Here is a 23,788-nt window from a genome sequence, read left to right on the forward strand (position 1 = left end):
AGTTACTAAGGTTTTGCTTCAAAACCGATTAAGCTTCCTTATAAACAGGTTCCTTTAAATGACCAGCTTTTGCCTCATACGTATGGCGTATAAAAAGTATGAGATTTATGAGGCTAATGCTGAAGAAATTGGATGCAACTACTATCGAGAGATGGGTTTGTTTCAGTATGCTTGTGCTAAATTTTTACTAATTCTTCGGGTAGGGTTGACCTACTTCTATCCTCACGATTTACAGGCGTAGCATCCACTACATTTTTTAGCTTCTAATGCAGATATAGTGCAAAAACATCTATCTTTAGATTTATAGCTTGTATTTCTTTAGAGATAGATATTGCTAAATCGTTAATTTTATCTTATAAATGAAAAATTACAAAATAACTCTCATGGCAATAAAAACACGCACTACTTTGGGGTTAGTAGTGTCATGTTTTCTACGGGCAAACAATAGTTTGTCTGACTCAAGTAGATTTATATGCGTTTAAGTTCTCAATATTTTGACAGTATTTGAAAAGCTGGCAAACGGCAGATTAATCTACATTTTCTACACACGAGAACCGCTTCAGGCAGAAAAATAAAGGATGAAATACTGGATAGCTAAATTAGTCATATTCACAGTGTTTTTATGTAATTTATTACTGAGTTCTACTTACGCAAGAGCCGAGCAACTTACACATCCTGATATCGAGCAACTAAACCCGCTCCCAGTAGTGGAATTAGCTGTTGCTGAAAATAATCATGAGGAGAAACCCCAGGAAGATTTTTGGCGATTTCGTGAGCTAGTCAGGGGAGCGAAGAAACTACAGGGACTTTTTACTATTTATAGCCGAGATAATTTTGGGGAAGTATTCTTAGAGATTAAACCGGAGCAATTAAATAAAAATTATTTAGCTACAGTCACATTGGAGTCGGGTGTAGGCGAAAGTGGTATTTATAGCGGTTCACCTTTAGCTGATTATCTATTTTATTTTCGGCGTGTCAATAATAATTTGCACTTTGTTGTGCGTAATGTTAAATTCCGTACAGAAGCAAGTAACCCAGAACAGCGATCGCTTGCTCGTTCATTTAGCGATTCAGTTCTTTATTCCTTACCTATAAACAGCATTGATCCGCGTAGTAAAAATATTCTCATAGATATGAACGACCTGCTGATGCAGGACTTCGCAGGCTTAACTCCTTTATTAAAATATTCCTTACAAGCTGACTACCACCTCGAAAAAAATAAATCTTATTTTGGTGAAGTTAATAGCTTGCCAAAAAATTTAGAGATTGACTCTATTTATGGTTTTTCTTCACCAGAAGGTGCAGATTTAGTTACCTTACCTGATAGTAGAGCGCTTACTCTCAAGGTACACTATAGTTTTTCCCAACTGCCAGAAAACAACGGCTATATTCCCAGACTCGCCGACGATCGCGTAGGATATTTTATTACGGCGTTTCAAGATTTTTCCGATCATCATGCTCAAGAACCCTTTGTCCGTTATATCAACCGTTGGCATCTCGAACCATCAGATCCCAGCTTACCCATATCGCCACCCAAACAGCCTATAGTATTTTGGATTGAAAACGCTGTACCCCACTCCTATCGTCAAGCAATTAAAGAAGGCGTACTCATGTGGAACAAAGCCTTTACCAAAGCCGGATTTGCAAACGCCATAGAAGTGCGACAAATGCCCGATGATGCCGGCTGGCAACCAGCCGATGTCCGCTACAATACTATACGCTGGTTTAATTCTCTAGATGCAGGCTTTGCCAAAGGGCCAGTCCGTGTCAACCCCCTCACAGGGGAAATTTTAGATGCAGATATCATCATTGATGCCAACATGGTGCTATCAGTTCAGCATGAGTACCGCGCACTGATGGATGATAGTACATCGTTGGGGGATATGTGCAGGAGGCAGGAGGCAGGAGGCAGGAGGCAGGAGGCAGTAGAAGAATATCTTACTCCCTCATCTTCCTCATCTCCCCCCACTCCCCACTCCTCCGAACTCTGCTATAGCCAAACTACATCAGAACAAGCGGCTATGGGAGCTTTGGCATTATCACTGCTGCAAAATACTCAACCTAGTGGTGAGGCGATGCAGGAATATGTGCATCAATACTTGCGCTATCTTGTTGCACATGAAGTCGGGCATACTCTGGGTTTACGCCATAATTTTCACGGTAGCACTATGTTAACTCCCCAAGAGTTAAATAATAGAGAAATTACCCGTACTAAAGGTTTAGTTGGTTCGGTGATGGACTATTTACCTGTGAACATAGCACCACAAGGCATGGAACAAGGTGATTATTTTCCAGAGGTGATTGGCCCTTATGATGAATGGGCAATTGAATATGGTTATAAAAACAGTCCTCGTGGAGAAGATGAGGTAATTACGCCACAAGAAGAAAAAAGTTTTCTACAGCAAATTGCTTTAGCTTCACCACAACCAGAATTATCTTACGCAACTGATGAAGATATCTGGGATATCAATCCTCTAGCGAATCTCTGGGATATGAGTAGCGATGTGCTGGTATATTCGCAATGGCAAATGGATAATGCCCGTGTGATGTGGCAGCGTCTGGATGACCATTATCTCCCACCTGGTGAAAGTTATAGCCATTTGCGGGTTTTATTTAATCGAGTATTGAAGTATTATTTCCGTAACGCTGCTTTACTTTCTAAATATATTGGTGGACAATCTTTTCGCCGCACTCATGCTAGTAATGATAGTGCTTGGGCATTTGTACCAGTTCCCCTTGATAAGCAGCGTCAAGCATTAGCAGAGTTACAAGAGTATGTTTTTGCTGAGGATGCTTTTAGTTTCTCACCGAAATTACTTAATCAATTAGCGCCTTCCCGTTGGCAACATTGGGGAAGTTCTGTACCCAACAACCGCCTAGACTATCCTATTCATGAACGGGTGTTAAATTTTCAAAGATATATTTTGCGATCGCTCTTAGATAATGAACGTCTCCACCGTATCCAAGATATAGAACTCAAAACCCCATCTGAGCAAGCCCTTACCCTACCAGAATTATTCGACACCTTGCAACAAGGAATCTGGAAAGAAGTTCTCACCACACCACAACTCAAGTCAATCTCTAGTATTCGCCGTTCACTACAACGAGAATATCTAGATATTTTACTGGAAATGGTGCTGCATAATCTTGATGCGCCCGAAGATGGACGCACATTAGCTTGGTATAAGTTACACCAACTGCAAAGCGCCATCGATACCCAGCTAAAACAACTTGGTAAACAAGCCGATGTTTACACCTTAGCCCATCTACAATTTTCTAGCGATCGCATTACTAAGACTTTGAGTGCACAGTTGGTTTCGCAATAGAGGGGAGTGGGGAGTAGGGAGTAGGGAATGGGGTAGAAGAAAGGGAATATTATTGATAATCCTTTATTTCGTTACTCTAGTTCCTAATCTTTGTTTCCATCTCTCCTACTCCCCACTCACCACTCCCTACTCCCCATTCACTCAAGTCCGCTTAATCGCCTGCGCTGCAAGGAAAGCTAAGACACCACCAGCTGCGATCGCCCCCCATTGTAATGGCAGGGCTGTTTCATTCTAAAAAGGAAAAAAGTAATTTAATATCATGGGCGCACTGTCGTATGGCTGTGGTTAGGGAATCAAAACCATTGTGAAGCAAGAGGTTAATGATAAAACTACGAATAATCGAGAAGTTAGCAGCAGCATAGCCATCAATCATTTGGCAAGAGTCTTCATCAAAAACAACATCCTTAATCCAATGCAATCGATTTTCAATCCCCCAGTGACCACGAATACCTTGGGCAAAATCTGATGCTGATTGAGACAGTGAACTAATGTAGTAGGCTATTTGTTGATAAGGTTGACCAGCACGAGTACCAACTCGTTCGACTTGAATAATCGACTTTAAACCCACCCAATCAGTGGAAATATTGTTCAAGTTGTCAAACACACAAACTCGACGTTGAGTGAGGCGATCGCTTCTTCGTTCAAGATCAGTATGTGTAGTTGTGGGCTGTGATTGCTGCATATTCTGTTGGAGTTGATGATCAAGTTTTGGCTGATTGGCTTTAACAGCAATCACGTAATCATTGCCACTATGGATGATTTGCTGGACTGTTTTTTTTGACAATGAAGTGCATCAAAACTAAACACCACACCCTTTAAATCTAATACGGCAATTAAGTTTTGAACTGTAGCAATTTCACTGGTGTGCTTGTTATCCATCGTTTGTAACCCGACGACTTGACCTTGGTGACTACTAAATATCGATACCACGCTGATGAATCTTTGGTAGTTACTGCTATAGTCCTGGACTGTCGCCTTGATACTTTTTCCGTCAGTTGCTAACCATTCTAATTCGCTTAATTCTACGTACTGACTTGCCCATTCATTAAATATCTGTGTCAATTCCTCGAAATTCACACGCATCATCACGCGGTGAATTGTCGAGTATGATGGCACTCTATCTTTTGGTATCTCTAGTATTTCGATTAATGATTTTTGATGACGTTTGACGAAATCTCCTAAACCTCTGTAACCTACACAACCGCTCATTGTTCCCATGATCACCAACACCAGTACCAGCCATAATGGGTGTCTTTGTCCTTGCTTTGTCCGAAAATCCCTGACTTTTTTCAGTTGCGTGATTAAGCTGACTGCCATTACTACTCTTCAACAATACACTCACTATCCGATTCAACCATTTTTCTCTTCAGAATGAAACAGCCCTGCCCTTTGCAAGGGGAGGGTTAGGGTGGGGTAAAACGAGGATTCATAAATTGTTGTTACAAAAAAAGGGAAATTCACAAGTTTGAATTTCCCGGCTTGTTCTCTACATTTAATTAGATTTAATATTCAGGAACCGATGGATCTACTTCTCGACTCCAAGCGGTGATACCGCCTTTGACATTGGTTCCCACAATGCCTGATTCTTTGAGGATGGCTAAAGCTTTAGCTGATCGCCCACCCATTTTACAATGAGCAATTAAGCGGTGGCCGTTGAGTGCTTCTTTGACTTTGGCTACACCATTACCATTTTCAATGTCTGGTAAAGGCACTAAGACAGAACCAGGAATTTTGGCTATTTCGTATTCATTGGGGTTACGCACATCTAGCAACACAAAATCTTTTGCGCCACTGTCTAACAACTCCTTAAGTTGTGTCACCGTCATTTCTTGGATTTCTTGCTGTTGTTGCGCCTCGGCTGCTTTGGCTTGAGGAATACCGCAGAATTGTTCGTAGTCTATCAGCTTTTCAATTACTGGGCGTTCGGGGTTAGGACGCAGTTTCAACTCGCGGAATGTCATATCTAAGGCGTTGTACAGTAACAGTCTGCCACTGAGGGTATTACCTTTGCCTAAAATGATTTTGACTGTTTCTGTGGCTTGGATGACACCAATCATTCCCGGCAGGATACCTAATACTCCACCTTCTGCACAGGAAGGAACTAATCCTGGTGGTGGTGGTTCTGGGTACAAGTCGCGGTAGTTCGGGCCGCCTTCGTAATTAAATACCGTTGCTTGTCCTTCAAAGCGGAAAATCGAACCGTAAACGTTGGGCTTGTTCAACAATACACAAGCGTCGTTAACTAGATATCTAGTGGGGAAGTTATCTGTACCATCCACCACAATATCGTAATCCTTGACGATATCTAGGGCATTTTCGGAACTCAGGCGAGTTTCGTAGAGATCAACCTGACAGTAGGGGTTAATCTCATGTATGCGGTTTTTTGCGGATTCAATCTTGGGTTTACCTACCCAGGATGTGCCGTGAATTACTTGGCGTTGCAAGTTGGAAGTATCAACCACATCGAAATCTACAATGCCGATGCGTCCAATACCTGCGGCTGCTAAATATAACAGTAGTGGTGAACCTAGCCCCCCAGTACCGATACACAACACACTGGCAGCCTTGAGGCGTTTTTGTCCTTCCACACCCACTTCCGGCAAAATTAAGTGCCGGGAGTAGCGTTCGTAGTCGTCTTTGGTCAACTGGATTTCTTCCAGATTGGGATTAAGCATAGCGATTTGAATGAGGAAGCGCGGAATATTGATTGTATCGAAAATTGATATCGGTCTTTAAGCTTAAGTAGTTAAATTATGTTATCAATTATTGTTTGGTAATTGGTAATTGGTTATTCTCCCTCATCTCCCCCCACTCCCTCATCTCGCCACTCTCTAACTTCTCACTCTCCCAGTCAAAGTAGCAACTAATGTCACTAGTTGCGCTGGGTCGATGGGTTTGGCGATGTGGGTTTGGAAGCCTGCGGCTAAGGCTTCGACGTATTCTGCATGACCAGCGTAGGCGGTGAGGGCGGCGGCTGGGATTTGTCCGCCAATTTCTGGACTTAGCAGCCTGATTTGGTGTATTAGGGAGTAACCGTCTTCTGCGGGTAAGCCGATGTCTGATAGCAGCAAGTCGTAGCCGTTGGGATTTGCCATGAGGGTTGATAGGGCGGCGCTGGCTGAGGCTACTGTTGTTACTTCTATGCCATATTCTTCTAAGATTAATTTGAATAATTGGCGGATGTCGGCTTCGTCATCTACGACAAGTACCCGCAACCCTGCTAGGGAGGAAATATTATCAGTGGGTAATTGGGTTCTGGTAAGGTTAAATGACTCGCTAGGAGTGAAGTAGGACATCTGACCCTGGATACTTTGTAATGGGAGGTGAATTGTAAAGGTTGCGCCTTGGTTTTCTCCTGGGCTGGTGGCTTCTACTGTACCACCGTGGAGTTCTATGAGGTGGCGCACGATTGACAAACCCAAGCCTAAGCCTGGATTTGAGCGGGTTCTGCTGCCATCGGCTTGGCGGAAGCGTTCAAATATATGAGGGAGGAAGTCATCTTTGATACCTTGACCTGTATCGCTGACTTGAATTTGGGCTTGGTAGGGGGTGTACTCTAGGGTGATATCAATTCTGCCTCTGACTGGGGTGAATTTGATGGCGTTGGAGAGTAAATTCCAGATTACCTGTTGTAAGCGGATGGGGTCGCCTACTATCTGTCTATGTGTCAGGTCTAGGTTGGTGTGAATTTGGATGCTTTTGGCTTCGGCTGCTAACCGGACAACAGCGATCGCAGCTTCTATAATCGGTACAAGTTCAATGGTTTGGACATCCATCCGCAGTCTACCAGAACTGATGCGGGAAATGTCCAATAAATCACTGATGAGGCTGGCTTGGGCTTGGGCGCTGCGTTCAATGGCTTCTAAACCCTGATTCACTGTATCTTGGTCTAGGTCGTGGGTTCGCAGTAGGCTTGCCCAACCCAACATAGCATTAAGGGGGTTTCGCAGTTCGTGGGAAAGAATTGATAAAAATTCATCTTTGGCACGGTTGGCTGTTTCTGATGCTTCACGGGCTGCTTGTTCTTGGGACAAAAGTTGCGTCCGTTCGGATTCTAGTTGCTTTTGTTGGGTAATATCTTCAATTACTAGGAGAATCATCGGTGCGTCGTGAATATGCGACAGTTTCCGCGCATTCAGCCGCATGATTTTCCGTCCAATATCCTCAAATTCATGCTCAACTTCTAAGTTTTGGAATTGACTTTGGTGGGGGAGAATGTCTTCTAGGAGCGATCGCAATTGCGGTATATCCCATTGTCCATTACCAATCTCATAAATCAGCCGTTGTTCTGTCTCTTCTGCTGATACGTGGAATTTTTCGTAGAAGAACTGGTTTGCGGTAATTACTTTTAAATCTGTATCCAAAACTACCAGCGATTCCCGCACAGTTGCCACAATTGCTTCCGCGTAATCCCTGGCGGCGGTGATTTGCTTGGCGCTGCGTTTGAAGTCGTTGATATCAACTAATACCACCACTGCCCCGTCAATTTTGTTGTCTACTGTACGGTAGGGGCGGATGCGTAAATCATACCAATGTCCCTCATTGTCTTGGATTTCCTGCGCTTTAAAGTTGAGTGTGTTGATGACTCCCAAAATGTGCTGTTCTAGGTCGGGAATATTTAAGTTGTGATTAATATCACTAAATGGTCGCCCAACATCCGAAGCAATCAGGTTAAAGATTCTTTCGGCTACGGGTGTAAAGCGGCGAATGCGTAAGTCTCCCCCTAACATGAGGATAGGAATATTGATACTGCTGAGGAGGTTTTGTAAATCGTTGGTAACTTGAGAGGATTCGAGGTTGCGGCGTTGTAATTCATCGTTAATTGTGTTTAATTCTTCATTAGTTGCTTGTATTTCCTCTTTCGCCGTTTCTAATTCCTCATTGGTACTTTGCAACTCTTCGTTACTGGAAAGAATTTCTTCGTTAGCCACTCTCAAGTCTTGATTGGTGGCTTGTTGTTCTTCAATAATTGATTGCAAATATTCTTTGGTAGTGGCTAACTCTTGACTGATGCGGTTAATTTCATCCTGGTCATCAGTTTGTTTACGTCTTCTATTAGCAGTGGGAGTTTTAGCTACATCTAACATAGAAGATGCCATCGCCTCCATTTGGGTAAACATCACCAAAAAGTAGGGCTTGGTAGTATTTGCTAGATTAAATGGTACTACATCAATCTGTACCAGTTTTAAGTGATCACTTTCTTTAATTTCAATACTTTCTTTCCTCACCGCTACTGAGCGTTTTTTCGCTTGGTGAATGACGCTACGTAATTCTAGCCGTAATTCTTCTTTAGCCATTTTCAGCAGGTTAAAGCTGGGTCTGCCTGATGGTGGTTGCAGATAAGGGCTAGTCTGTCCGCGAAATTGGACAATTTCTAATTCATTATCAATAACTACACCCACCGGAGCGAATTGAGCCAACACAATTTGGTCAGCCACTTTTTCCATTTCCAAATTATTCCAAACTTCTACGCTTTTTTGTGGCGGAGGTTGGGCAGTTTCACCCTGATAGTTATTACTAACTAAATCAATTCCTTGGGAAGTATTACCTATTTTGCGGGAATAAAGTTTGTATCTTCTGTCAACCAAAGTGAACGAGCCAGTAAAATCACCTACTGTTTCTGAAGTACCAAGCATCAAAAAGCCTGTTGGCTTTAAACCATAGTGAAAAATAGGTAGAAGTTTCTTTTGGACAGCATAACTCAAATAAATGAGGACATTGCGGCAGGTAATCAGGTCAAGGTGGGAAAAGGGAGGATCACCGATGAGGTTTTGTTTAGCAAAGATGCACAACTCTCGCACTGGCTTGCTGATTTGGTAGCCACCATCTACAGGTACAAAAAAACGTTGCAGGCGATCGCGTGAAACATCAATTAATTGGCTATGCTTGTAAATACCGATTCTGGCTTTCTCGATGGCTGATTCATTAATATCAGTGGCAAAAATCTGGATAGATTTACGAATCCCCTGACTTTGCAAATATTCCAGTAAGCAGATAGCAATTGAGTAGGCTTCTTCCCCAGTCGAACATCCCGCTACCCAGATACGGATGGGAAAATCAGCATTCTGTGCTTTGATAATGTTAGGAAATACTTTAGTTTTTAAAGCATTAAAAGCTTCGGGATCTCGGAAGAAACTAGTGACACTAATTAGCACATCCCCATACAGGGCTTTTACTTCCTCGGAATGCTCTTGCAGATAAGTTACATAATCCTCTAATCTCTCCAACTTATATAAAGTCATCCGCCGGAGGATGCGACGCTTGAGGGTGGTTTCTTTGTATTGATGAAAATTTACACCCGTCGCCGCCTTTAACAGACTAAAGATTGTTGAAAGAGCGTCACCTGCCGAGGGTATAATTTTCGCTGATTTTTCTGGGTTTGTTCCATTCACGTAGGGATGATGACTAAGTTTAGTTAACTCCTGGGCAATTTCTTGTGGTGTTAATACAAAGTCTACCTGACCAGAAGCGACAGCCGTGTTGGTCATACTGCTGACTTGTGCTGTTTCTTGACACTGGGCAAAAGTAATTCCGCCAGCTTCCTTTATGGCTTCCAGTCCCCTTGCACCATCAGAATCACCCCCAGATAAGATGATGGCAATAGCTTGGTTGCCCTGGTCTTCTGCCAAAGAAAAGAAGAACGTATCAACTGACATTACCTGTCCTCGGATCTTGGGACGCGGACTCAGTTGCAGCTTACCACCAGAGATAGTCATTAAAGCATTAGGTGGAATCACATATACATGATTTGGTTCCACCACCATCTCATGCTGGGCTTGCTCCACAGGCATTTGAGTTGTATTAGCTAAAATCTCAGCTAGAATACTTTTTTGATCGGGACTGAGATGCTGAATTAATACAAACCCCATACCCGTATCAGGGGGTAAATGGCTGAGTAACTGTGTAAAAGCTTCCAACCCTCCGGCAGAGGCTCCAATCCCGACAATAGGAAATGATTGATTTTCGTTCCCTTGCTGTTCTCCATCAGGGGTATCCGACTGAGATTTCTTCGACCGCCTAGAGTTCATGCCTGATAACCGATTAGAGTTGGGGTGTTGGGTAATCTTTAAATAAAATACAATGTTGTTGACTGCACTTCACATGACCATAGGATATATTTTAGACATTAGAGGTTGTTTGAAAAGTGATTTGCTGTGATTTTCAGCACTCATTGATCCCCCTAACCCCCCTTGAAAAAGGGGGGAACAAGAATCAAAGTCCCCCTTTTTCAGCGATGCCCTGAGCTTGTTGAAGGGAGGGATTTAGGGGGATATAAAAGTATTTAATACACCATTAGGGACTTTTCAAACATCCTCTAAGACAGAGGCACAGAGAGTAATAATTTGAGAAAGAAAGTTTGCTAATTGATCATTAATTTTTCGTGATTTATCTCTGCTCCTCTAGCCTCTAATCTTGAGCCTACTAACTTGCTTGCAAAAGTTCTAATAACTGAGCTTCGGTTAACTGTGCAACTCCCAATGCTTGGGCTTTTCCCAATTTAGAACCTGCATCTTCACCAACAACTAAATAGTCTGTTTTTTTGCTAACTGAATCAGTTACTTTTCCCCCAGCTTTTTGAATCAAAGCTTTAGCCTCATCGCGTTTTAATGTGGGTAAACTGCCTGTGATGACAAAGGTTTTACCTGCAAATTTGAGGTTAGCATTATCAACATTAGATATTTCTTCGGTGTTTGCAAATTGTAACCCTGCGGTTTGTAAGCGTTTAATTAAAGTTTGATTGGCATCAATTTGAAACCATTGATAAACAGACTGAGCAATTTCTGCACCTATGCCATAAATACCCTCGATTTCTGACTGTTTGGCGGAGGATAATTGCTCTACTGTCCGATATTTCTCCGTTAATAACTGAGCGTTAACGCTACCTATATGACGGATGCCTAAACCATATAATACCCTTGACCAAGGCTGGTTTTTTGATTGAGCGATCGCCTCAATTAATTTTTCTGCCGATTTTTTCCCCATTCTTTCCAACGCAAATAATTGCTCTGCTGTCAAGTCATATAAATCAGCGACGGAATGCACCAAGCCTTTATCTACGAGTTGATGCACCAGTTTTTCGCCTACACCCTTAATATCTAAAGCATCACGACTCACCCAATGTTCTATCGAACCTTTGAGAATGGCTTGACAAGAAGCATTCACACAGCGAGTTACCGCTTCCCCCGTCTCCCGCACCACAGACTGTCCGCACACGGGACAATTACTCGGCATAATGAAAGGTTGGGTATCAGGTGGGCGCAGTTCTTTCAGCACCCTGACAACTTCAGGAATAATTTCCCCAGCCTTGCGGACAATAACGGTGTCACCAATACGGATGTCTAATTGAGCGATGCGATCGCTATTATGTAAGGTAGCTCTAGATACGGTAGTTCCCGCCAACTGTACCGGACGCATTTCCGCCAACGGTGTTAACGCCCCCGTCCTTCCCACATTCACCGCAATATTTTCGACACGGGTGGGTGCTTCTTCGGCGGGATACTTCAACGCTACCGCCCACCTGGGGAATTTTTGGGTAAAACCTAACTGTTCTTGCAGTTTGAAAGAGTTAAGTTTTACTACCACCCCATCGGTCATGTAGGGTAAATTTAATCTTTCCGTATCCCAATATTTATAGTAATCTGCAACATCTGCTAAAGATTGACAAAGTTTGTGGTTAGGGTTCACCCGAAAACCCATTTTCTGCAATAATTCCAAAGCTTCCCATTGGGTATTGGCAATACTCGCGTCATCCATACCAGGAATATGCAGCGTATAAGCGAAAAAGTCTAACCGCCGCTTGGCGACTATGCGCGAGTCTAACTGTCTTAATGTACCAGCCGCCGCATTCCGGGGGTTAGCAAATAACTGTTCCCCAGCCTTTTGTCTTTCTTCGTTGATTTGTTTAAATACTTCCAAAGGCAAGAAAGCCTCACCCCTAACTTCCACCTTCTCAATTGCTTCCATACCATCAAAATTTAACCGCAAGGGAATAGAGCGAATTGTCCGCACATTTTGAGTGATATCTTCACCCATCACCCCATCGCCCCTAGTCGCACCCCTGACTAAAATACCATCTTGGTACGTGAGGGCGATCGCAGAACCATCAATTTTCAGTTCTGAGACATATTCAGCCTCAGTTTTTGCAACCTGTCGCCGCCAACGCTGATCCCAATTTTGCAACTCCTCCACATTAAACGCATTCTCCAAGCTATACAGAGGAATGTTGTGGCGCACAGAGTTAAACTGTGTAGCTGGCCTTTCCCCCACACGCTGCGTAGGGCTATCTGGCGTAACTAATTCTGGATACTGAGTTTCTAGTTGTTGCAGTTCTCGATACAGTTGGTCGTAGACTGCATCCTCCATGATGGGTGCATCCATGACATAATAAGCATAACTAGCTTGTTGCAACAGTTGACGCAGTTCTTGGGCGCGTTTAATCTCTGGCTGAATTTGTACCATTAGACTTTTGCAAAATACCTAGTAGATATAATTTCAAAACGATAATACCTGCTACTAGCAGATTTTTAATTAAAAACACCTATATTTATAGGTTACTTAGTTTAATATAAAAAATAAAAGTTGATTTAAAGGAAAGTCCCTACAGATATTTTCAAAATCTTTAGTTAATGACTTCAGTTATACGTCAAAAGTTCAAGCTCAATGAAAATCTTTCCCACCAATGGGACATGAAGGTAACTAAATTACTTAGCTAAATTGATAACGAATTAAAACAAAATTTTTACTAGCTGAAGAGTCAACAAATCGGCTTAGTATTAAGGAGCAAGATTATGTCAGATACAAGTAAACGTGGCTTTGCTTCTATGGATGAAGATAAGCAACGCGAAATCGCCAGCAAAGGCGGACAAGCTGCTCACGCTAAAGGTACTGCACATGAGTTTACTTCCGAAGAAGCTCGTGAAGCCGGACGCAAAGGTGGCGAAACCGTAAGCCAAGACAGAGAACACATGGCCGAAATCGGTCGTGAGGGTGGTAAAAATTCTCACGGTGGCGGACGCAAGAAACAAGATAACGAAGATAGCACAGAAATCGCAGATAGCGGCGAAGAACATACCCAAGGCGGTACAAGGGAACAACATTCCCAAGCCGGCAAGCAAAGCCATAAAAATACCAGCAAGAAAAAATAGTTCTTGGGGAATTTAATGGTTTATCTGGGTGGTAATGGGTCATAGGTAATTGGTGAGTCCAGTCCTGTAGGCGGGTCTCCCGCAGTAGGGAACTGGCGAACCCGGAGGGTAATTGGTTTTTACATTAGCAATTACCAATTACCTATTACCATCCTCACTATATTCTTAAGTGTTAAAAATTCTTAAGTGTTAAAACTGACTTAAAACGTCCCCGCGTTCAGTCCGCCATCTACCTGAAGCATGACACCGTTAACAAATGATGCCGCAGGTGAACAAAGAAATACTGCTACATTCGCAAACTCTTCTGGTTTACCCATGCGCCCCAAGGGAACGGCAGTATTAATACTAGCAATTTCTGCCTCTTTTGTTTGACCAGTTTTAGCAATACGGGCATTAATCAATTCTTCCACCCGTTCTGTATATGTCCAGCCTGGTAAAATACTATTGACGCGAATTTGATCCTTGCCTAATTCTTGAGATAGGGTTTTTGTTAAACCAATTACTGCCAACCGAATCGAATTTGACAACACCAGATTTTTGACTGGTTGTTTAGTGGAACTAGAAGTAATGGTGAGAATTGCCGCAGCAGTTGATTGACGTAGATGAGGTAAGGCATATTTTACTAAGCGCACCGTACTAAGTAAGGTTAAATCAACTGCGCTTTCCCAGGTTGCCAAATCTGTATCATCAAATGTACCAGCCGGAGGCCCGCCTGCGTTTGTCACTAAGATATCCAAACCGCCGAATGTCTCTATAGTCGTATCAATTACTCGTTCAATGTCGGCTTGTTGGGTAACATCTGCACGTAGCGCCAACACCTCAGCACCAGTATCATTGGTAATTTCCGCCGCCGCTTTCTCAACTACTTCGCTACGCGCACAGATTACAACTTTTGCACCCTCACGGGCAAATTGCCATGCCGTAGCTTTACCTAATCCTTTACTAGCTGCTGTGACTAAGGCTACTTTGCCCCTGAGTTGCAAATCCATAATCTACTTTTTCCCTAACGTAACTGGAAACCAAGACTATGCAATACTTCACGCAAGCGATCGCGTCCATTCAATGATTGTACAGTAGCCACGCGCTTGGAAGAATGTTCTGACCAATCGCCAGGAATATTCATCTTCTGTTGAGTATAGAACTCTTTGATGATGTCGTTGTAATGGGCGATCGCTTCTTCTTGTTCTGTCAGTTTATAAGTTTCCCGATGCAACACTGCCTCCTGGGGTAATCTCGGCTTTACGGCTGCTGGTACTTCTGGATTAGGATAACCCACACACAACCCAAACACAGCATACACAGAAGGCGGCAAATTGAGAATCTGCGCCACCTCTGCGGGATGATTCCGAATACCACCTATATACACAGTTCCCAAACCCAAAGACTCAGCCGCTACAGTTGCATTTTGCGCCGCCAAGGTAGCATCAACAGTTGCCACGACAAAGGATTCCAAATAATCTAAAGCATCATGAGAAAATCCCCGGTTGTCTGTCACATAACTCAACCGCGCCAAATCTGCTAACCATACCAAAAATAAAGGCACTTGCCGAATGTGTGCCTGATTTCCTGCCAATTTAGATAATTCTTCTTTGCGCTGGGGATCTTCAACAGCTACTACACTCCATGTTTGCAGATTAGAAGAAGTTGACGCAGACTGAGCCGCCGCCACCAGAGTTTCTAGTGTTCCCGGTGGTAAAGGATCAGATAAATAAGAACGGACGGAACGGTGAGTTAATAACGTAGTTAGAGATTCATTCCAGGCAATTTCGGGATTAAAAGGAACCTCACCATAGCGGGATTTCAATAATTCTGTCGGGTTGCTCATAAATTATTCCAGATAGAAAAATAATTTTTAGATTTTTTTATGTCTTTGTGAGGATTTTTTCACCACAAAGACACACCACAAAGACACAGAGTATTGTTAATTAACTGGAGGAGAAAAAGCAGCGTATTGTTCTTTTGTTAGAACTGCCTCTCTCACACTAACCTGTTTAGGAATCAGTTTCAACTGATAATATGTATCTGCAACTGATTGTTGTAAATTTATCAGTTCATCGGTAATTGGCACAATGCCAAAACTACGTCTATTAGTAGCCTTTCTCATTGTCTCAATATCAATTCCTAACACGGGTGATAGAGCTTGAGCCACTTCCTCTCGGTGATTTTTTGACCATTCTTCCAACTTTTGAATTTCTTCTAAAGTTGCTTTAATAATTTGAGGATTTTCAGTCACATACTTACGACTAGCTAAATAATAACCACCCTGTTTGTTAATCCCTGCACCATCAACTAAAACACGGGCTTTAGTGGCTTCTTGTGCTGCTGCATAAAACGGGTCCCAAATTACCCAAGCATCGACACTACCCTTAACAAAAGCGGCACGAGCATCAGCCGGCGGCAAGTATTTAGGCTCAATATCAGTATATTTTAATCCTCCCTTTTGTAAAGCTTGGACTAATAATAAATGAGCGCTAGAACCTTTCTGAAAAGCAACTTTCTTACCCTTCAAGTCTGAAAGTTGTTTAATAGGTGAATTTTGTGGTACAAGAATTGCCGAACCAGCAGGACTAGCTGAGATTCCTGCAATATAGGTTAATGATGCACCTGCGGCTTGAGCAAAGATTGGTGGTGATTCGCCTACATGTCCAACATCAATACTACCGACATTCATCGCTTCTAACAATTGCGGCCCTGCCGGAAATTCAATCCATTGCACAGATACACCTTCTGGTGATAACCGCTTTTCTAATACGCCTTTGGTTTTCAATAAAATGTTAGATTTCTGATAACCAAAGCGTAATACTTTAGCGGCTGTAGGTGCAGAATTACTAACATCTGTCGCACTAGGATTGGGATTAGTAGCTGTTGGTGTCGATGAGCAAGCAGCAAATAATAAGCTCAGACAAACACCAGCCAGAAAAGCTCCAGTTATTGGTAAAGGTGAAGCAATGCGAAGTGGTAGCGGATTTTTAAAGGGAAAATCCCCAAACTTTATTAATGCTCTCCACCTCGCAATCAGGCGGCGAAAAATGAGGTCAATCATTAGAATGATGTTTATAAACGCTATAAATACTATAAATCTATAGAGTTACCGGAGTATACAGCCAAAGCAATTTTTAATAGTGGAGTGATGAGTGATGAGTAGAGAGTGCTGAGTAATAAGTGACGAGTGATAAGTAATAAATTCCCCATCTCCCTTGTCTCCCCCCTCTGCCTCATCTCCCCCTACTCCCCACTCCCTAATCAAACAAATCAGGCTCTTCACGCACAATCCTGTCATAAAGGGGTTGAAAACTCAACCAACCGGCTTTAGGTGCGCCTACTTGACTATGGGTTAATCTGGCGGTTTCATGGCTAATGGGTTTAGGGTTCCCCGCAGCTTCGGCTAATAGTTGAGCTTGGCAAGTACGTTCTAAGGTAATGTACCAAAAAGCGGCTTCATCTACTGTTTGCCCCACAGTGAGAATGCCATGATTACGCAGAATAATTGCTTTGTTCTTAGCCAAGGTTTGGGCTAATCGCTGACCTTCAGAAGTTTCTAATACAACACCTGTATAATCATCTAACAAGGCATGGTCTTCATAAAAAGCACAAGCATCTTGTGTCAATGGGTCAAGCAGACGACCCAAGCTAGACCAAGCTTTGCCATAAATTGAATGAGCGTGAGCAGCAGCTACTACATCGGGTCTAGCTTCATGAATTTGGGAATGAATCGCAAAAGCTGCTTGATTTATATTTGCGTCACCTTTGACTACATCACCATCTTGATTGACTAACACCAAATCAGACACTCGAATGTGTCCAAAGTATTTTCCTAAAGGGTTTACCCAAAAATGATCTGTAAATTCTGGATCACGAGCTGTAATATGACCTGCAATACCTTCGCTAAAACCAAATCGTCCAAACAGGCGGAAGGCTGCTGCTAGACGTTGTTTACGATGCAGGCGTTCTTCTTCAATGCTATTAAAAATAGGGGGTTGGGGTCTACTAAATACGGACATTTTCTGTATCTTCCTCTTTGCAAGGAGCGTTGGAATATCCAGAGCGGAATGATTTCACACTGTGCGCTTCAGGTATAAACTGATGCCGCCAAATACAGCCAGTATCATTTCCTAAAACATGGATGGAAACAGATGGACTTGCAGATGTAGTTTTAACAGCGTGAATATCCCCCTCTGGTGGTAACAGACGGTAAATATCACCAGGTTGTAGCGATCGCTCTTCTACTACTTCCAATTGTGCGTGTCCTTCTAAGTTACCACCATCTATCCTGCTATATACTGTCTCAGCTTGATTACCCTTGTATAAACCAATCAATCCCCAAGCCAGATGGTCATGTACTGGCGTACCAGCACCAGGAGGAATTACCAAGCTAAATACAGTGAGGGAACGGTCTTGAGAACGATAAAGCAACCACTGACCAATTCCACCCCCCATCCCACTTTCCGGATTAATTTGGGCATATTTTTCCGGTAGCCATCCCTCCTGAGCTAGCAATTCCTGAAAATAAGGCTCAAGTCTATCTAAAGTACGCTCACGATTATCAATAGTATCGGCACTAATATCTCGCACCGTCGCCACAAAAGAGCGAAGTTCCTGACTATCAATAAACCATTGGTCTTCTGAAAGAGGTTCCAGAATGCCGTGTTCTGTCATCTATTGCCTCGCTTGAAAAAACGAACAGGATTAATACCAATTTTTTGGCTCTTAGTCTCATTAATATAAGTAGTTTTAATTCCCAGCTTTTCTAAACTCGGCTGCGAAAAACTTTCTTTGAGAATGATTGTAAACGGATACCTTTGAAATACTAACGCTTTACCTTGTGATAACAAAATCCTCGCGTGACTAATACGAACCGGGTATAAAGGCTGTCGATCTGCATCGAGAATGAGAACTTTTGACATGAGATGTAAGGAGTAGGGGATGAGGAAGATAAGGGAGTGGGAAAAGTAGGGAAGAAAAAACAACTGTCAACTGCCTTTTGACTATGGACTGTTGACTAATGACTAATGACTAATGACTAATGACCACTAACTACTGTTTAACAGTAGGACAGACAACAGATGCAACATCTACCCTTTTTGGCAGAATTTTTTTATCTAGCAGCCAATCAGCCGTTTTTTGAATATTGGCAATGTCATTAGCATCAGGTGTCACAATGTATTGTGGCCCTTGGTTTTCAGTTACTTGTTTGGCAACTTTTGAGGAAATCTTAATATCCTTAACTAAAAACTCAGATGCTGCATCAGGATTACTATTCAACCATTCGGCTTCTTTACCTAAAGCGACAAAAGCCGCTTTCACTGCTTGCGGACTTTGCTTGGCTGTTTCATTATGCACAAGCATCACTCCGTATGTTGGTGCAGGATGAGTAGTAGTGATACGTCTTGCATCATGTTCTAATATGGCAACAGAAATGTATGGTTCCCAAACAGCCCAAGCATCTACTGTACCTTGATAAAGTGCTGGTGCTGCATCAGTGGGACCGAGATAAACCAACTGGACTTTTTCTTTAGGAATCTTCTCTTTTTCCAACACTTTGAGTAAGAGATATTCTCCCGCGCCACCTTGATTGACAGCGACTTTTTTACCAATCAAATCAGCAGGTTTACGAATAGGGGAGTTACCTCGGACAACGATCGCACTTCCTAAAGATTCAGGTCGAGGACGTTGTACAGCACCGATACATAAATCCTGACCTGCGGCGATCGCCGATAACCCTGGAATATCACCACAGCTACCCACATCAGCCTTTCTCGCGGTCACTGCTTGCAACAAAGAAGCACAACGGTCAAAAGGCCCAGCCCATTCTGCCTTAACATTTTGCGCCGCTAATTCCTTGGTTAATTCGCCTCGTTGTTTGGCGATCGGAATCAGACCACCCTTTTGATATCCTAAACGAATTACACTACTTTGCTCTTGCGTAGTATTACTTACAGTCGTAGCTGTAGGATTAGGAGAATTATTAGAAGCGCAGCTAGACAAAGCCAAACTCAACCAAGCGCCAGTCAAAACTAGAGCGCTCAACTTTTGGCTTGAGGGCTTAAGTGAAATTAAAAACTGTATCAACAACTTTTTACTCCTTAATATAAGGATGAGAGTCTAGAGATAAACTCCAGCACTCTCGATTTACCGCCTATTGAGCTGTGATAGCAGTCATATAAACATCGGCAAGTCGCTCGGCAAACCGTTGTTTAAATAACAAGTAAAAATTATCACAGGCTAATGGAAAATGCAAGGGAGTGGGGAGTAGGAGAGGTGGGGGAGTGCGAGAAGATGGGGGGAGAGAGGGAAGCAAGAGAAGGATATACTAAATTTCCTCTCCCTCATCTCTAAAACTGGGAAAACTCGCCATTAAGCGCCCATTTCCCAACTTCCTGAATCTTGTAACTCAGGGGATCGTGGAGGGTGAGGGTGCGGAGGTTGCGCCAATAGCGATCAAAGCCGTATTCTGTGGCTGTGGCTCTAGCGCCCATGAGTTCAAAGATTTGGTTTGTAATCTCTAAGCCTACTTTGGTAGTGAAAGCCGCAGCCGTGGAAATAGCTATAGCAGTTTTGCCAAATTCATCTGCTGTTAGTTGTCTACCCCGCTCCCAAGCAGCTTGGAATTTCTCCGCCGCCTCATCACTGAGAACAGTAGCAGCGTTTAAGTCTACCCACAGTTTGCCGTAAGTCTGCAAGATGTAAGGATCTGCTGTAGCACTATGTACTCCAGAATTTACCCAAGGTTGGGTTGTTGTGGTGGTATATTCCTTGGCTTGAGCGAATGCACCCAAGGCAATTCCTAGTAAGATATTGACTCTGACTAGATGAGAAATATAAATTCTCAGTGCAGCAAAGGGAGTACCAATTGATTCTGGATTTGCTAATATCTCAAATTCTTTTACTAAAACGTTAGCAAAGGAAACGCTACCGCTATCGGTTTGCCGTTGTCCGATATTATCCCAATCATCATGAATGGTGATTCCATAACTGAAAGTAGGGATGGCAACTACTACAGGTTTAGATTCCCCTATTGGTAAGGCGGAAACTGTCAGCATATCGGAATCTTGAGCGCCAGAACAGAAGCTCTTGAGTCCGTTGAGACGGTAGTTTTTGCCGTCACTGCTGAGAGTCAGGCGCTTATCTAGGGGGTTGAGAGCATTTCCCCAAAACCAATTGTGTCTAGCTGTCCAAGTGTAGTAATTCTCTGCTTGTTCTGTTGTGCCGTAAAGATAAGGCGTAATCACTTGCAAATGGTGATAACCAAACAAATGAGCGATGGAACTATCTACTTGAGCAAATTGCCGCACGATTTGGAGTGTAGTTATCCAAGTTTCACCCAGTCCGCCGTATTCTTTGGGGATGATAAGTTTTAGTAAACCACTTTGCCGGAGGTGCGATCGCTCATACTTTGCTGTTCCCCCTTGTTTGTCCCTTTCTACAGCAGTCTGGGCAAACACAGGGACTAAAGAAGCAGCTAATTTGATATAGTCTTGGGTTTCGGTAATAACTGATGGCATAGACTTTCATGATGCAGTGGTTTACAGAATATTTTTTGTGTTTTTCTACTTCAATTGAGGAATCAAAATACAAAATTAGTTAGATTTTGTGAATATTTATTAAGTCCTGAATATTAAAATATTAAGACTATCTAATAAAATCTACGATAAACACGTCGAATTAGCGTATTCTAATATTCTAGAAAGGAGCATTTCACAAAAAATAGATAAAAGCAAGTGTTGAACAATACATTTTTCTAATTTCTCTTACTTGACCAATAGCTTACTTATCTGATTAATCTATGCAATAATGAACAACTATATTCATTAACTACGGTTAAACAATAGATTTACAGTAATATGTGTTGACAAGGAGCTTACTGTACATGTAACTTGGCTTATTATTAGTAATACAATCCTCTCGTCATAAATATTTTCAACATCAAGTTGAGAGAAAGAATCCCCTTTCTGAATGTCGCTCAAGTAAGAAATGATTATCTTGGGTACGTATTATATTTGCTGAAAAAAACTCAATATTTTCTCATTTTAGAGCTTCACAAATTAGCCAATTTAAGTCAAAATTTCATAGACTTGAACTCAAGAAAAAGACAAAGATTATGTTATATAACCAACTTGGTGAAAGTGATCTAAAAGTTTCAGATATTTGCTTGGGAACCATGACTTATGGTAAGCAAAATACTATTGAAGAAGCCCATGAACAGCTAGATTATGCGGTCGCCCAAGGAATCAATTTTATTGATGCGGCGGAAATGTATCCTGTACCAACAGGTGCAGACACCTATGGCAAAACAGAAGCCTATATTGGTGAATGGCTCAAGCATCAGCAACGAGATAAATTAATTATTGCTACAAAAATTGCAGGCCCCGGTAGAGGCTTTGAATGGGTGCGTGGTGGAGCAAAAGCAATAGACTATGCCAATATTAAACAAGCCGTAGACGACAGCCTCAGAAGATTACAAACTGATTACATTGACTTATATCAAATACACTGGCCTGATCGCTACGTCCCGCGTTTTGGACAAACAGTCTTTGATCCCACCCAGGTAAAACTATCAGTACCCATAGTAGAACAGCTAGAAGCCTTTGCCGATATTATTAAAGCTGGTAAAGTTGGCTATATCGGTTTAAGCAATGAAACACCTTGGGGAGTCACCCAGTTTAGTAATGCTGCTAAACAGTTAGGTTTACCTAAAGTTGTCTCCATTCAGAATGCTTACAATTTACTCAACCGAGTATTTGATGGTGCTTTGGCAGAAGCAGTTTATTACGAAAATATTGGTTTACTCGCTTATAGTCCTTTGGCTTTTGGTTTTTTAACTGGTAAATATTTGCATGGTAAACCAGAGAAAGCTAGAGTCACACTATTCCAAAACTTTGGGCAACGTTATCTCAAACCAAAAGTGAGCGAAGTAGTTGCAGCCTATGTAGACATTGCTAAACGCCATAATATTAGCCCTGCCCAATTAGCGATCGCATTTGTGCGGAGTCGTTGGTTTGTCACTAGCACAATTATCGGTGCAACAACCCTAGCACAACTCAAAGAGAACATAGAAAGCGTAAATGTAGTTCTAGATAAAGAGATTCTAGATGAAATAGATGCAGTACATTTACAATCACCTAATCCTGCGCCTTAAGAGTGGTGAGTGGTGAGTAGCCACTAATAAATTTGGTAATTGGTAAGAAGTAATTAGTAACTGAGAAGCAATTCTTACTTATTACCAATTATCCATTACCATTAATAAATATTAATGAGTATGAAGCAATTAAACCGTTGGCTATCTAATAGCCAGAAAGGTTCAGGAAAGACTATAGCCTATTTATTAATCGCCCAATCTTGCCTGAGTTTATTACTATCTGGCTGTAACCCAACTACTACAAACGCTGCTAATAATATCAAACCTGTAAGTGACCAGAGTCAAACTACTGCATTACAAAAACCGACAGTAGTGAAAATTAGCTATATCAAAGGTAGCTTATCAGCAATTGTTAAAGACCGGGGGACTTTAGAACGGGAACTTGCCCCCAAAAATATCAAGATTGAGTGGGTAGGAACCTTCCCCTCCTTTGCACCAGTTCTAGAAACTATTAATGCCAGAAGTTCAGATTTGGGTGCAGGTGGTGATATTGCTGGTTTATCCGCCTTATCTGGTGGGATTAATGCCTGCATTATTGCCTATCGTCCAGCTAATAAAAACTCAGAAGGTATTGTTGTTCATGCAGATTCCCCCATTCGTACTTTTGATGACCTCGTTGGCAAAAAAGTTATTGTCAATCGTGGTGGGATTAGTGAACATTTACTATTAAAGCTTTTAGAAAAGAAAAAGATATCCAAAGAGCAAGTCAAACGTGTTTACATGAAGCCGGATGAAGCACTAGCAGCTTGGGCTTCACGTCACGTTGATGCTTGGGCTGTGTGGGACCCTTGGGTAGCTACAGCCGAACTGAAATACAAAGCTAGACAAATTCCCTTACCTGATACTGTCCCACACTACTCGTTGTACATGGTGCATAAAGACGCATTAAAAGAAAAATCAGCAGCAATTAGAGAGGTCATTGCTGTTCTCTCTAGAGAGGCGGAATGGTTGAATCAAAATCCCCAAGAGGCTCAAAAACTCTACCAAAAAGTGACAGAACTACCGTCAGACGTTGTTAACCAAACATTCAAACGTCGCCCTGTGGATGGCGTGTTGCCATTAGATGAAAAAGTAATTAACGATTTGCAAGATGCAGCTAATTGGATACAAGAACAGGGAATTGTAGAGAAAAAGGTAAATGTGCGTAGTTCACTCTGCCCTCAATCTTAGTGAAGTGCTAA

The 23,788-nt window shown here is 42.3% G+C and carries 16 protein-coding genes and 1 pseudogene; 5 read left to right on the forward strand and 12 right to left on the reverse strand.

Features of this window, described 5'->3' with window-relative positions:
- The first annotated feature begins 58 nt into the window (after positions 1 to 58).
- Complete coding sequence (locus tag NSMS1_RS13530) at positions 59 to 241, forward strand: hypothetical protein (RefSeq protein WP_224094003.1); 183 nt, start codon at positions 59 to 61, stop codon at positions 239 to 241.
- Between the two features lie 337 nt (positions 242 to 578).
- Positions 579 to 3,326: a zinc-dependent metalloprotease gene (locus NSMS1_RS13535; protein ID WP_224094005.1), complete on the forward strand. Its 2,748-nt coding sequence runs from the start codon at positions 579 to 581 to the stop codon at positions 3,324 to 3,326.
- A gap of 226 nt (positions 3,327 to 3,552) precedes the next feature.
- On the opposite strand, the pseudogene NSMS1_RS35450 reads toward NSMS1_RS13535, so the two are convergent.
- From NSMS1_RS35450 to ligA, 4 genes and pseudogenes are all read right to left on the reverse strand, one after another.
- A pseudogene (locus tag NSMS1_RS35450) lies at positions 3,553 to 4,643 on the reverse strand (ISAs1 family transposase).
- Positions 4,644 to 4,828: 185 nt separating this feature from the next.
- Positions 4,829 to 6,001 (reverse strand): molybdopterin-synthase adenylyltransferase MoeB, encoded by a 1,173-nt coding sequence (moeB, locus tag NSMS1_RS13545; RefSeq protein WP_224094007.1) that lies wholly within the window; start codon positions 5,999 to 6,001, stop codon positions 4,829 to 4,831.
- Between the two features lie 156 nt (positions 6,002 to 6,157).
- On the reverse strand, positions 6,158 to 10,354 hold the full coding sequence (locus NSMS1_RS13550) for a chemotaxis protein CheB (protein ID WP_224094009.1): 4,197 nt from the start codon (positions 10,352 to 10,354) through the stop codon (positions 6,158 to 6,160).
- Positions 10,355 to 10,748: 394 nt separating this feature from the next.
- Positions 10,749 to 12,785 (reverse strand): NAD-dependent DNA ligase LigA, encoded by a 2,037-nt coding sequence (gene ligA, locus NSMS1_RS13555; protein WP_224094011.1) that lies wholly within the window; start codon positions 12,783 to 12,785, stop codon positions 10,749 to 10,751.
- Positions 12,786 to 13,114: 329 nt separating this feature from the next.
- Between ligA and NSMS1_RS13560 the strand changes: the two genes are divergently transcribed.
- Positions 13,115 to 13,471: a KGG domain-containing protein gene (locus NSMS1_RS13560; RefSeq protein ID WP_224094012.1), complete on the forward strand. Its 357-nt coding sequence runs from the start codon at positions 13,115 to 13,117 to the stop codon at positions 13,469 to 13,471.
- Positions 13,472 to 13,671: 200 nt separating this feature from the next.
- On the opposite strand, the gene NSMS1_RS13565 is transcribed toward NSMS1_RS13560, so the two are convergent.
- The 8 genes from NSMS1_RS13565 to NSMS1_RS13600 all read right to left on the reverse strand — a co-directional run bounded on the left by NSMS1_RS13565 (position 13,672) and on the right by NSMS1_RS13600 (position 20,973).
- Positions 13,672 to 14,460 carry an SDR family oxidoreductase gene (locus NSMS1_RS13565; RefSeq protein WP_224094014.1) on the reverse strand — a complete coding sequence of 263 codons (789 nt, stop codon included), beginning with the start codon at positions 14,458 to 14,460 and terminating at the stop codon, positions 13,672 to 13,674.
- A 14-nt stretch (positions 14,461 to 14,474) separates the two neighbouring features.
- The gene (locus tag NSMS1_RS13570; RefSeq protein WP_224094015.1) at positions 14,475 to 15,296 is read right to left on the reverse strand and encodes an NADPH-dependent oxidoreductase; all 822 of its coding nucleotides are present in this window, start codon (positions 15,294 to 15,296) and stop codon (positions 14,475 to 14,477) included.
- Positions 15,297 to 15,392: 96 nt separating this feature from the next.
- Positions 15,393 to 16,514 carry a sulfonate ABC transporter substrate-binding protein gene (locus NSMS1_RS13575; RefSeq protein WP_224094017.1) on the reverse strand — a complete coding sequence of 374 codons (1,122 nt, stop codon included), beginning with the start codon at positions 16,512 to 16,514 and terminating at the stop codon, positions 15,393 to 15,395.
- 196 nt (positions 16,515 to 16,710) lie between these two features.
- Positions 16,711 to 17,472: a class II aldolase/adducin family protein gene (locus NSMS1_RS13580; protein ID WP_224094019.1), complete on the reverse strand. Its 762-nt coding sequence runs from the start codon at positions 17,470 to 17,472 to the stop codon at positions 16,711 to 16,713.
- On the reverse strand, positions 17,459 to 18,127 hold the full coding sequence (locus NSMS1_RS13585) for a hypothetical protein (protein ID WP_224094021.1): 669 nt from the start codon (positions 18,125 to 18,127) through the stop codon (positions 17,459 to 17,461). The genes NSMS1_RS13580 and NSMS1_RS13585 overlap by 14 nt, the downstream gene beginning before the upstream one ends.
- Entirely contained in the window at positions 18,124 to 18,375 is a 252-nt protein-coding gene (locus NSMS1_RS13590; protein ID WP_224094023.1) for an RRXRR domain-containing protein, read from the reverse strand. The genes NSMS1_RS13585 and NSMS1_RS13590 overlap by 4 nt, the downstream gene beginning before the upstream one ends.
- A gap of 130 nt (positions 18,376 to 18,505) precedes the next feature.
- The gene (locus tag NSMS1_RS13595; RefSeq protein ID WP_224094025.1) at positions 18,506 to 19,543 is read right to left on the reverse strand and encodes an aliphatic sulfonate ABC transporter substrate-binding protein; all 1,038 of its coding nucleotides are present in this window, start codon (positions 19,541 to 19,543) and stop codon (positions 18,506 to 18,508) included.
- A gap of 260 nt (positions 19,544 to 19,803) precedes the next feature.
- Positions 19,804 to 20,973 carry an acyl-CoA dehydrogenase family protein gene (locus NSMS1_RS13600; RefSeq protein WP_224094036.1) on the reverse strand — a complete coding sequence of 390 codons (1,170 nt, stop codon included), beginning with the start codon at positions 20,971 to 20,973 and terminating at the stop codon, positions 19,804 to 19,806.
- Positions 20,974 to 21,569: 596 nt separating this feature from the next.
- Between NSMS1_RS13600 and NSMS1_RS13605 the strand changes: the two genes are divergently transcribed.
- Positions 21,570 to 22,607 carry an NADP(H)-dependent aldo-keto reductase gene (locus tag NSMS1_RS13605; RefSeq protein WP_224094045.1) on the forward strand — a complete coding sequence of 346 codons (1,038 nt, stop codon included), beginning with the start codon at positions 21,570 to 21,572 and terminating at the stop codon, positions 22,605 to 22,607.
- A 114-nt stretch (positions 22,608 to 22,721) separates the two neighbouring features.
- On the forward strand, positions 22,722 to 23,777 hold the full coding sequence (locus tag NSMS1_RS13610; RefSeq protein ID WP_224094054.1) for an aliphatic sulfonate ABC transporter substrate-binding protein: 1,056 nt from the start codon (positions 22,722 to 22,724) through the stop codon (positions 23,775 to 23,777).
- The last annotated feature ends 11 nt before the right edge of the window (positions 23,778 to 23,788 follow it).

The sequence above is a fragment of the Nostoc sp. MS1 genome (assembly GCF_019976755.1).
Classification (GTDB): Bacteria; Cyanobacteriota; Cyanobacteriia; order Cyanobacteriales; family Nostocaceae; genus Trichormus.

Excerpts from the sequence above, each read along its gene's own strand:
- NSMS1_RS13600 (WP_224094036.1), bottom strand. The coding sequence starts at position 20,973 with ATGCCATCAGTTATTACCGAAACCCAAGACTATATCAAATTAGCTGCT.
- ligA (WP_224094011.1), bottom strand. The coding sequence starts at position 12,785 with ATGGTACAAATTCAGCCAGAGATTAAACGCGCCCAAGAACTGCGTCAA.
- NSMS1_RS13610 (WP_224094054.1), top strand. The coding sequence starts at position 22,722 with ATGAGTATGAAGCAATTAAACCGTTGGCTATCTAATAGCCAGAAAGGT.
- NSMS1_RS13535 (WP_224094005.1), top strand. The coding sequence starts at position 579 with ATGAAATACTGGATAGCTAAATTAGTCATATTCACAGTGTTTTTATGT.
- moeB (WP_224094007.1), bottom strand. The coding sequence starts at position 6,001 with ATGCTTAATCCCAATCTGGAAGAAATCCAGTTGACCAAAGACGACTAC.
- NSMS1_RS13605 (WP_224094045.1), top strand. The coding sequence starts at position 21,570 with ATGTTATATAACCAACTTGGTGAAAGTGATCTAAAAGTTTCAGATATT.
- NSMS1_RS13590 (WP_224094023.1), bottom strand. The coding sequence starts at position 18,375 with ATGTCAAAAGTTCTCATTCTCGATGCAGATCGACAGCCTTTATACCCG.
- NSMS1_RS13560 (WP_224094012.1), top strand. The coding sequence starts at position 13,115 with ATGTCAGATACAAGTAAACGTGGCTTTGCTTCTATGGATGAAGATAAG.
- NSMS1_RS13580 (WP_224094019.1), bottom strand. The coding sequence starts at position 17,472 with ATGTCCGTATTTAGTAGACCCCAACCCCCTATTTTTAATAGCATTGAA.
- NSMS1_RS13585 (WP_224094021.1), bottom strand. The coding sequence starts at position 18,127 with ATGACAGAACACGGCATTCTGGAACCTCTTTCAGAAGACCAATGGTTT.
- NSMS1_RS13530 (WP_224094003.1), top strand. The coding sequence starts at position 59 with ATGACCAGCTTTTGCCTCATACGTATGGCGTATAAAAAGTATGAGATT.
- NSMS1_RS13565 (WP_224094014.1), bottom strand. The coding sequence starts at position 14,460 with ATGGATTTGCAACTCAGGGGCAAAGTAGCCTTAGTCACAGCAGCTAGT.
- NSMS1_RS13570 (WP_224094015.1), bottom strand. The coding sequence starts at position 15,296 with ATGAGCAACCCGACAGAATTATTGAAATCCCGCTATGGTGAGGTTCCT.
- NSMS1_RS13575 (WP_224094017.1), bottom strand. The coding sequence starts at position 16,514 with ATGATTGACCTCATTTTTCGCCGCCTGATTGCGAGGTGGAGAGCATTA.
- NSMS1_RS13550 (WP_224094009.1), bottom strand. The coding sequence starts at position 10,354 with ATGAACTCTAGGCGGTCGAAGAAATCTCAGTCGGATACCCCTGATGGA.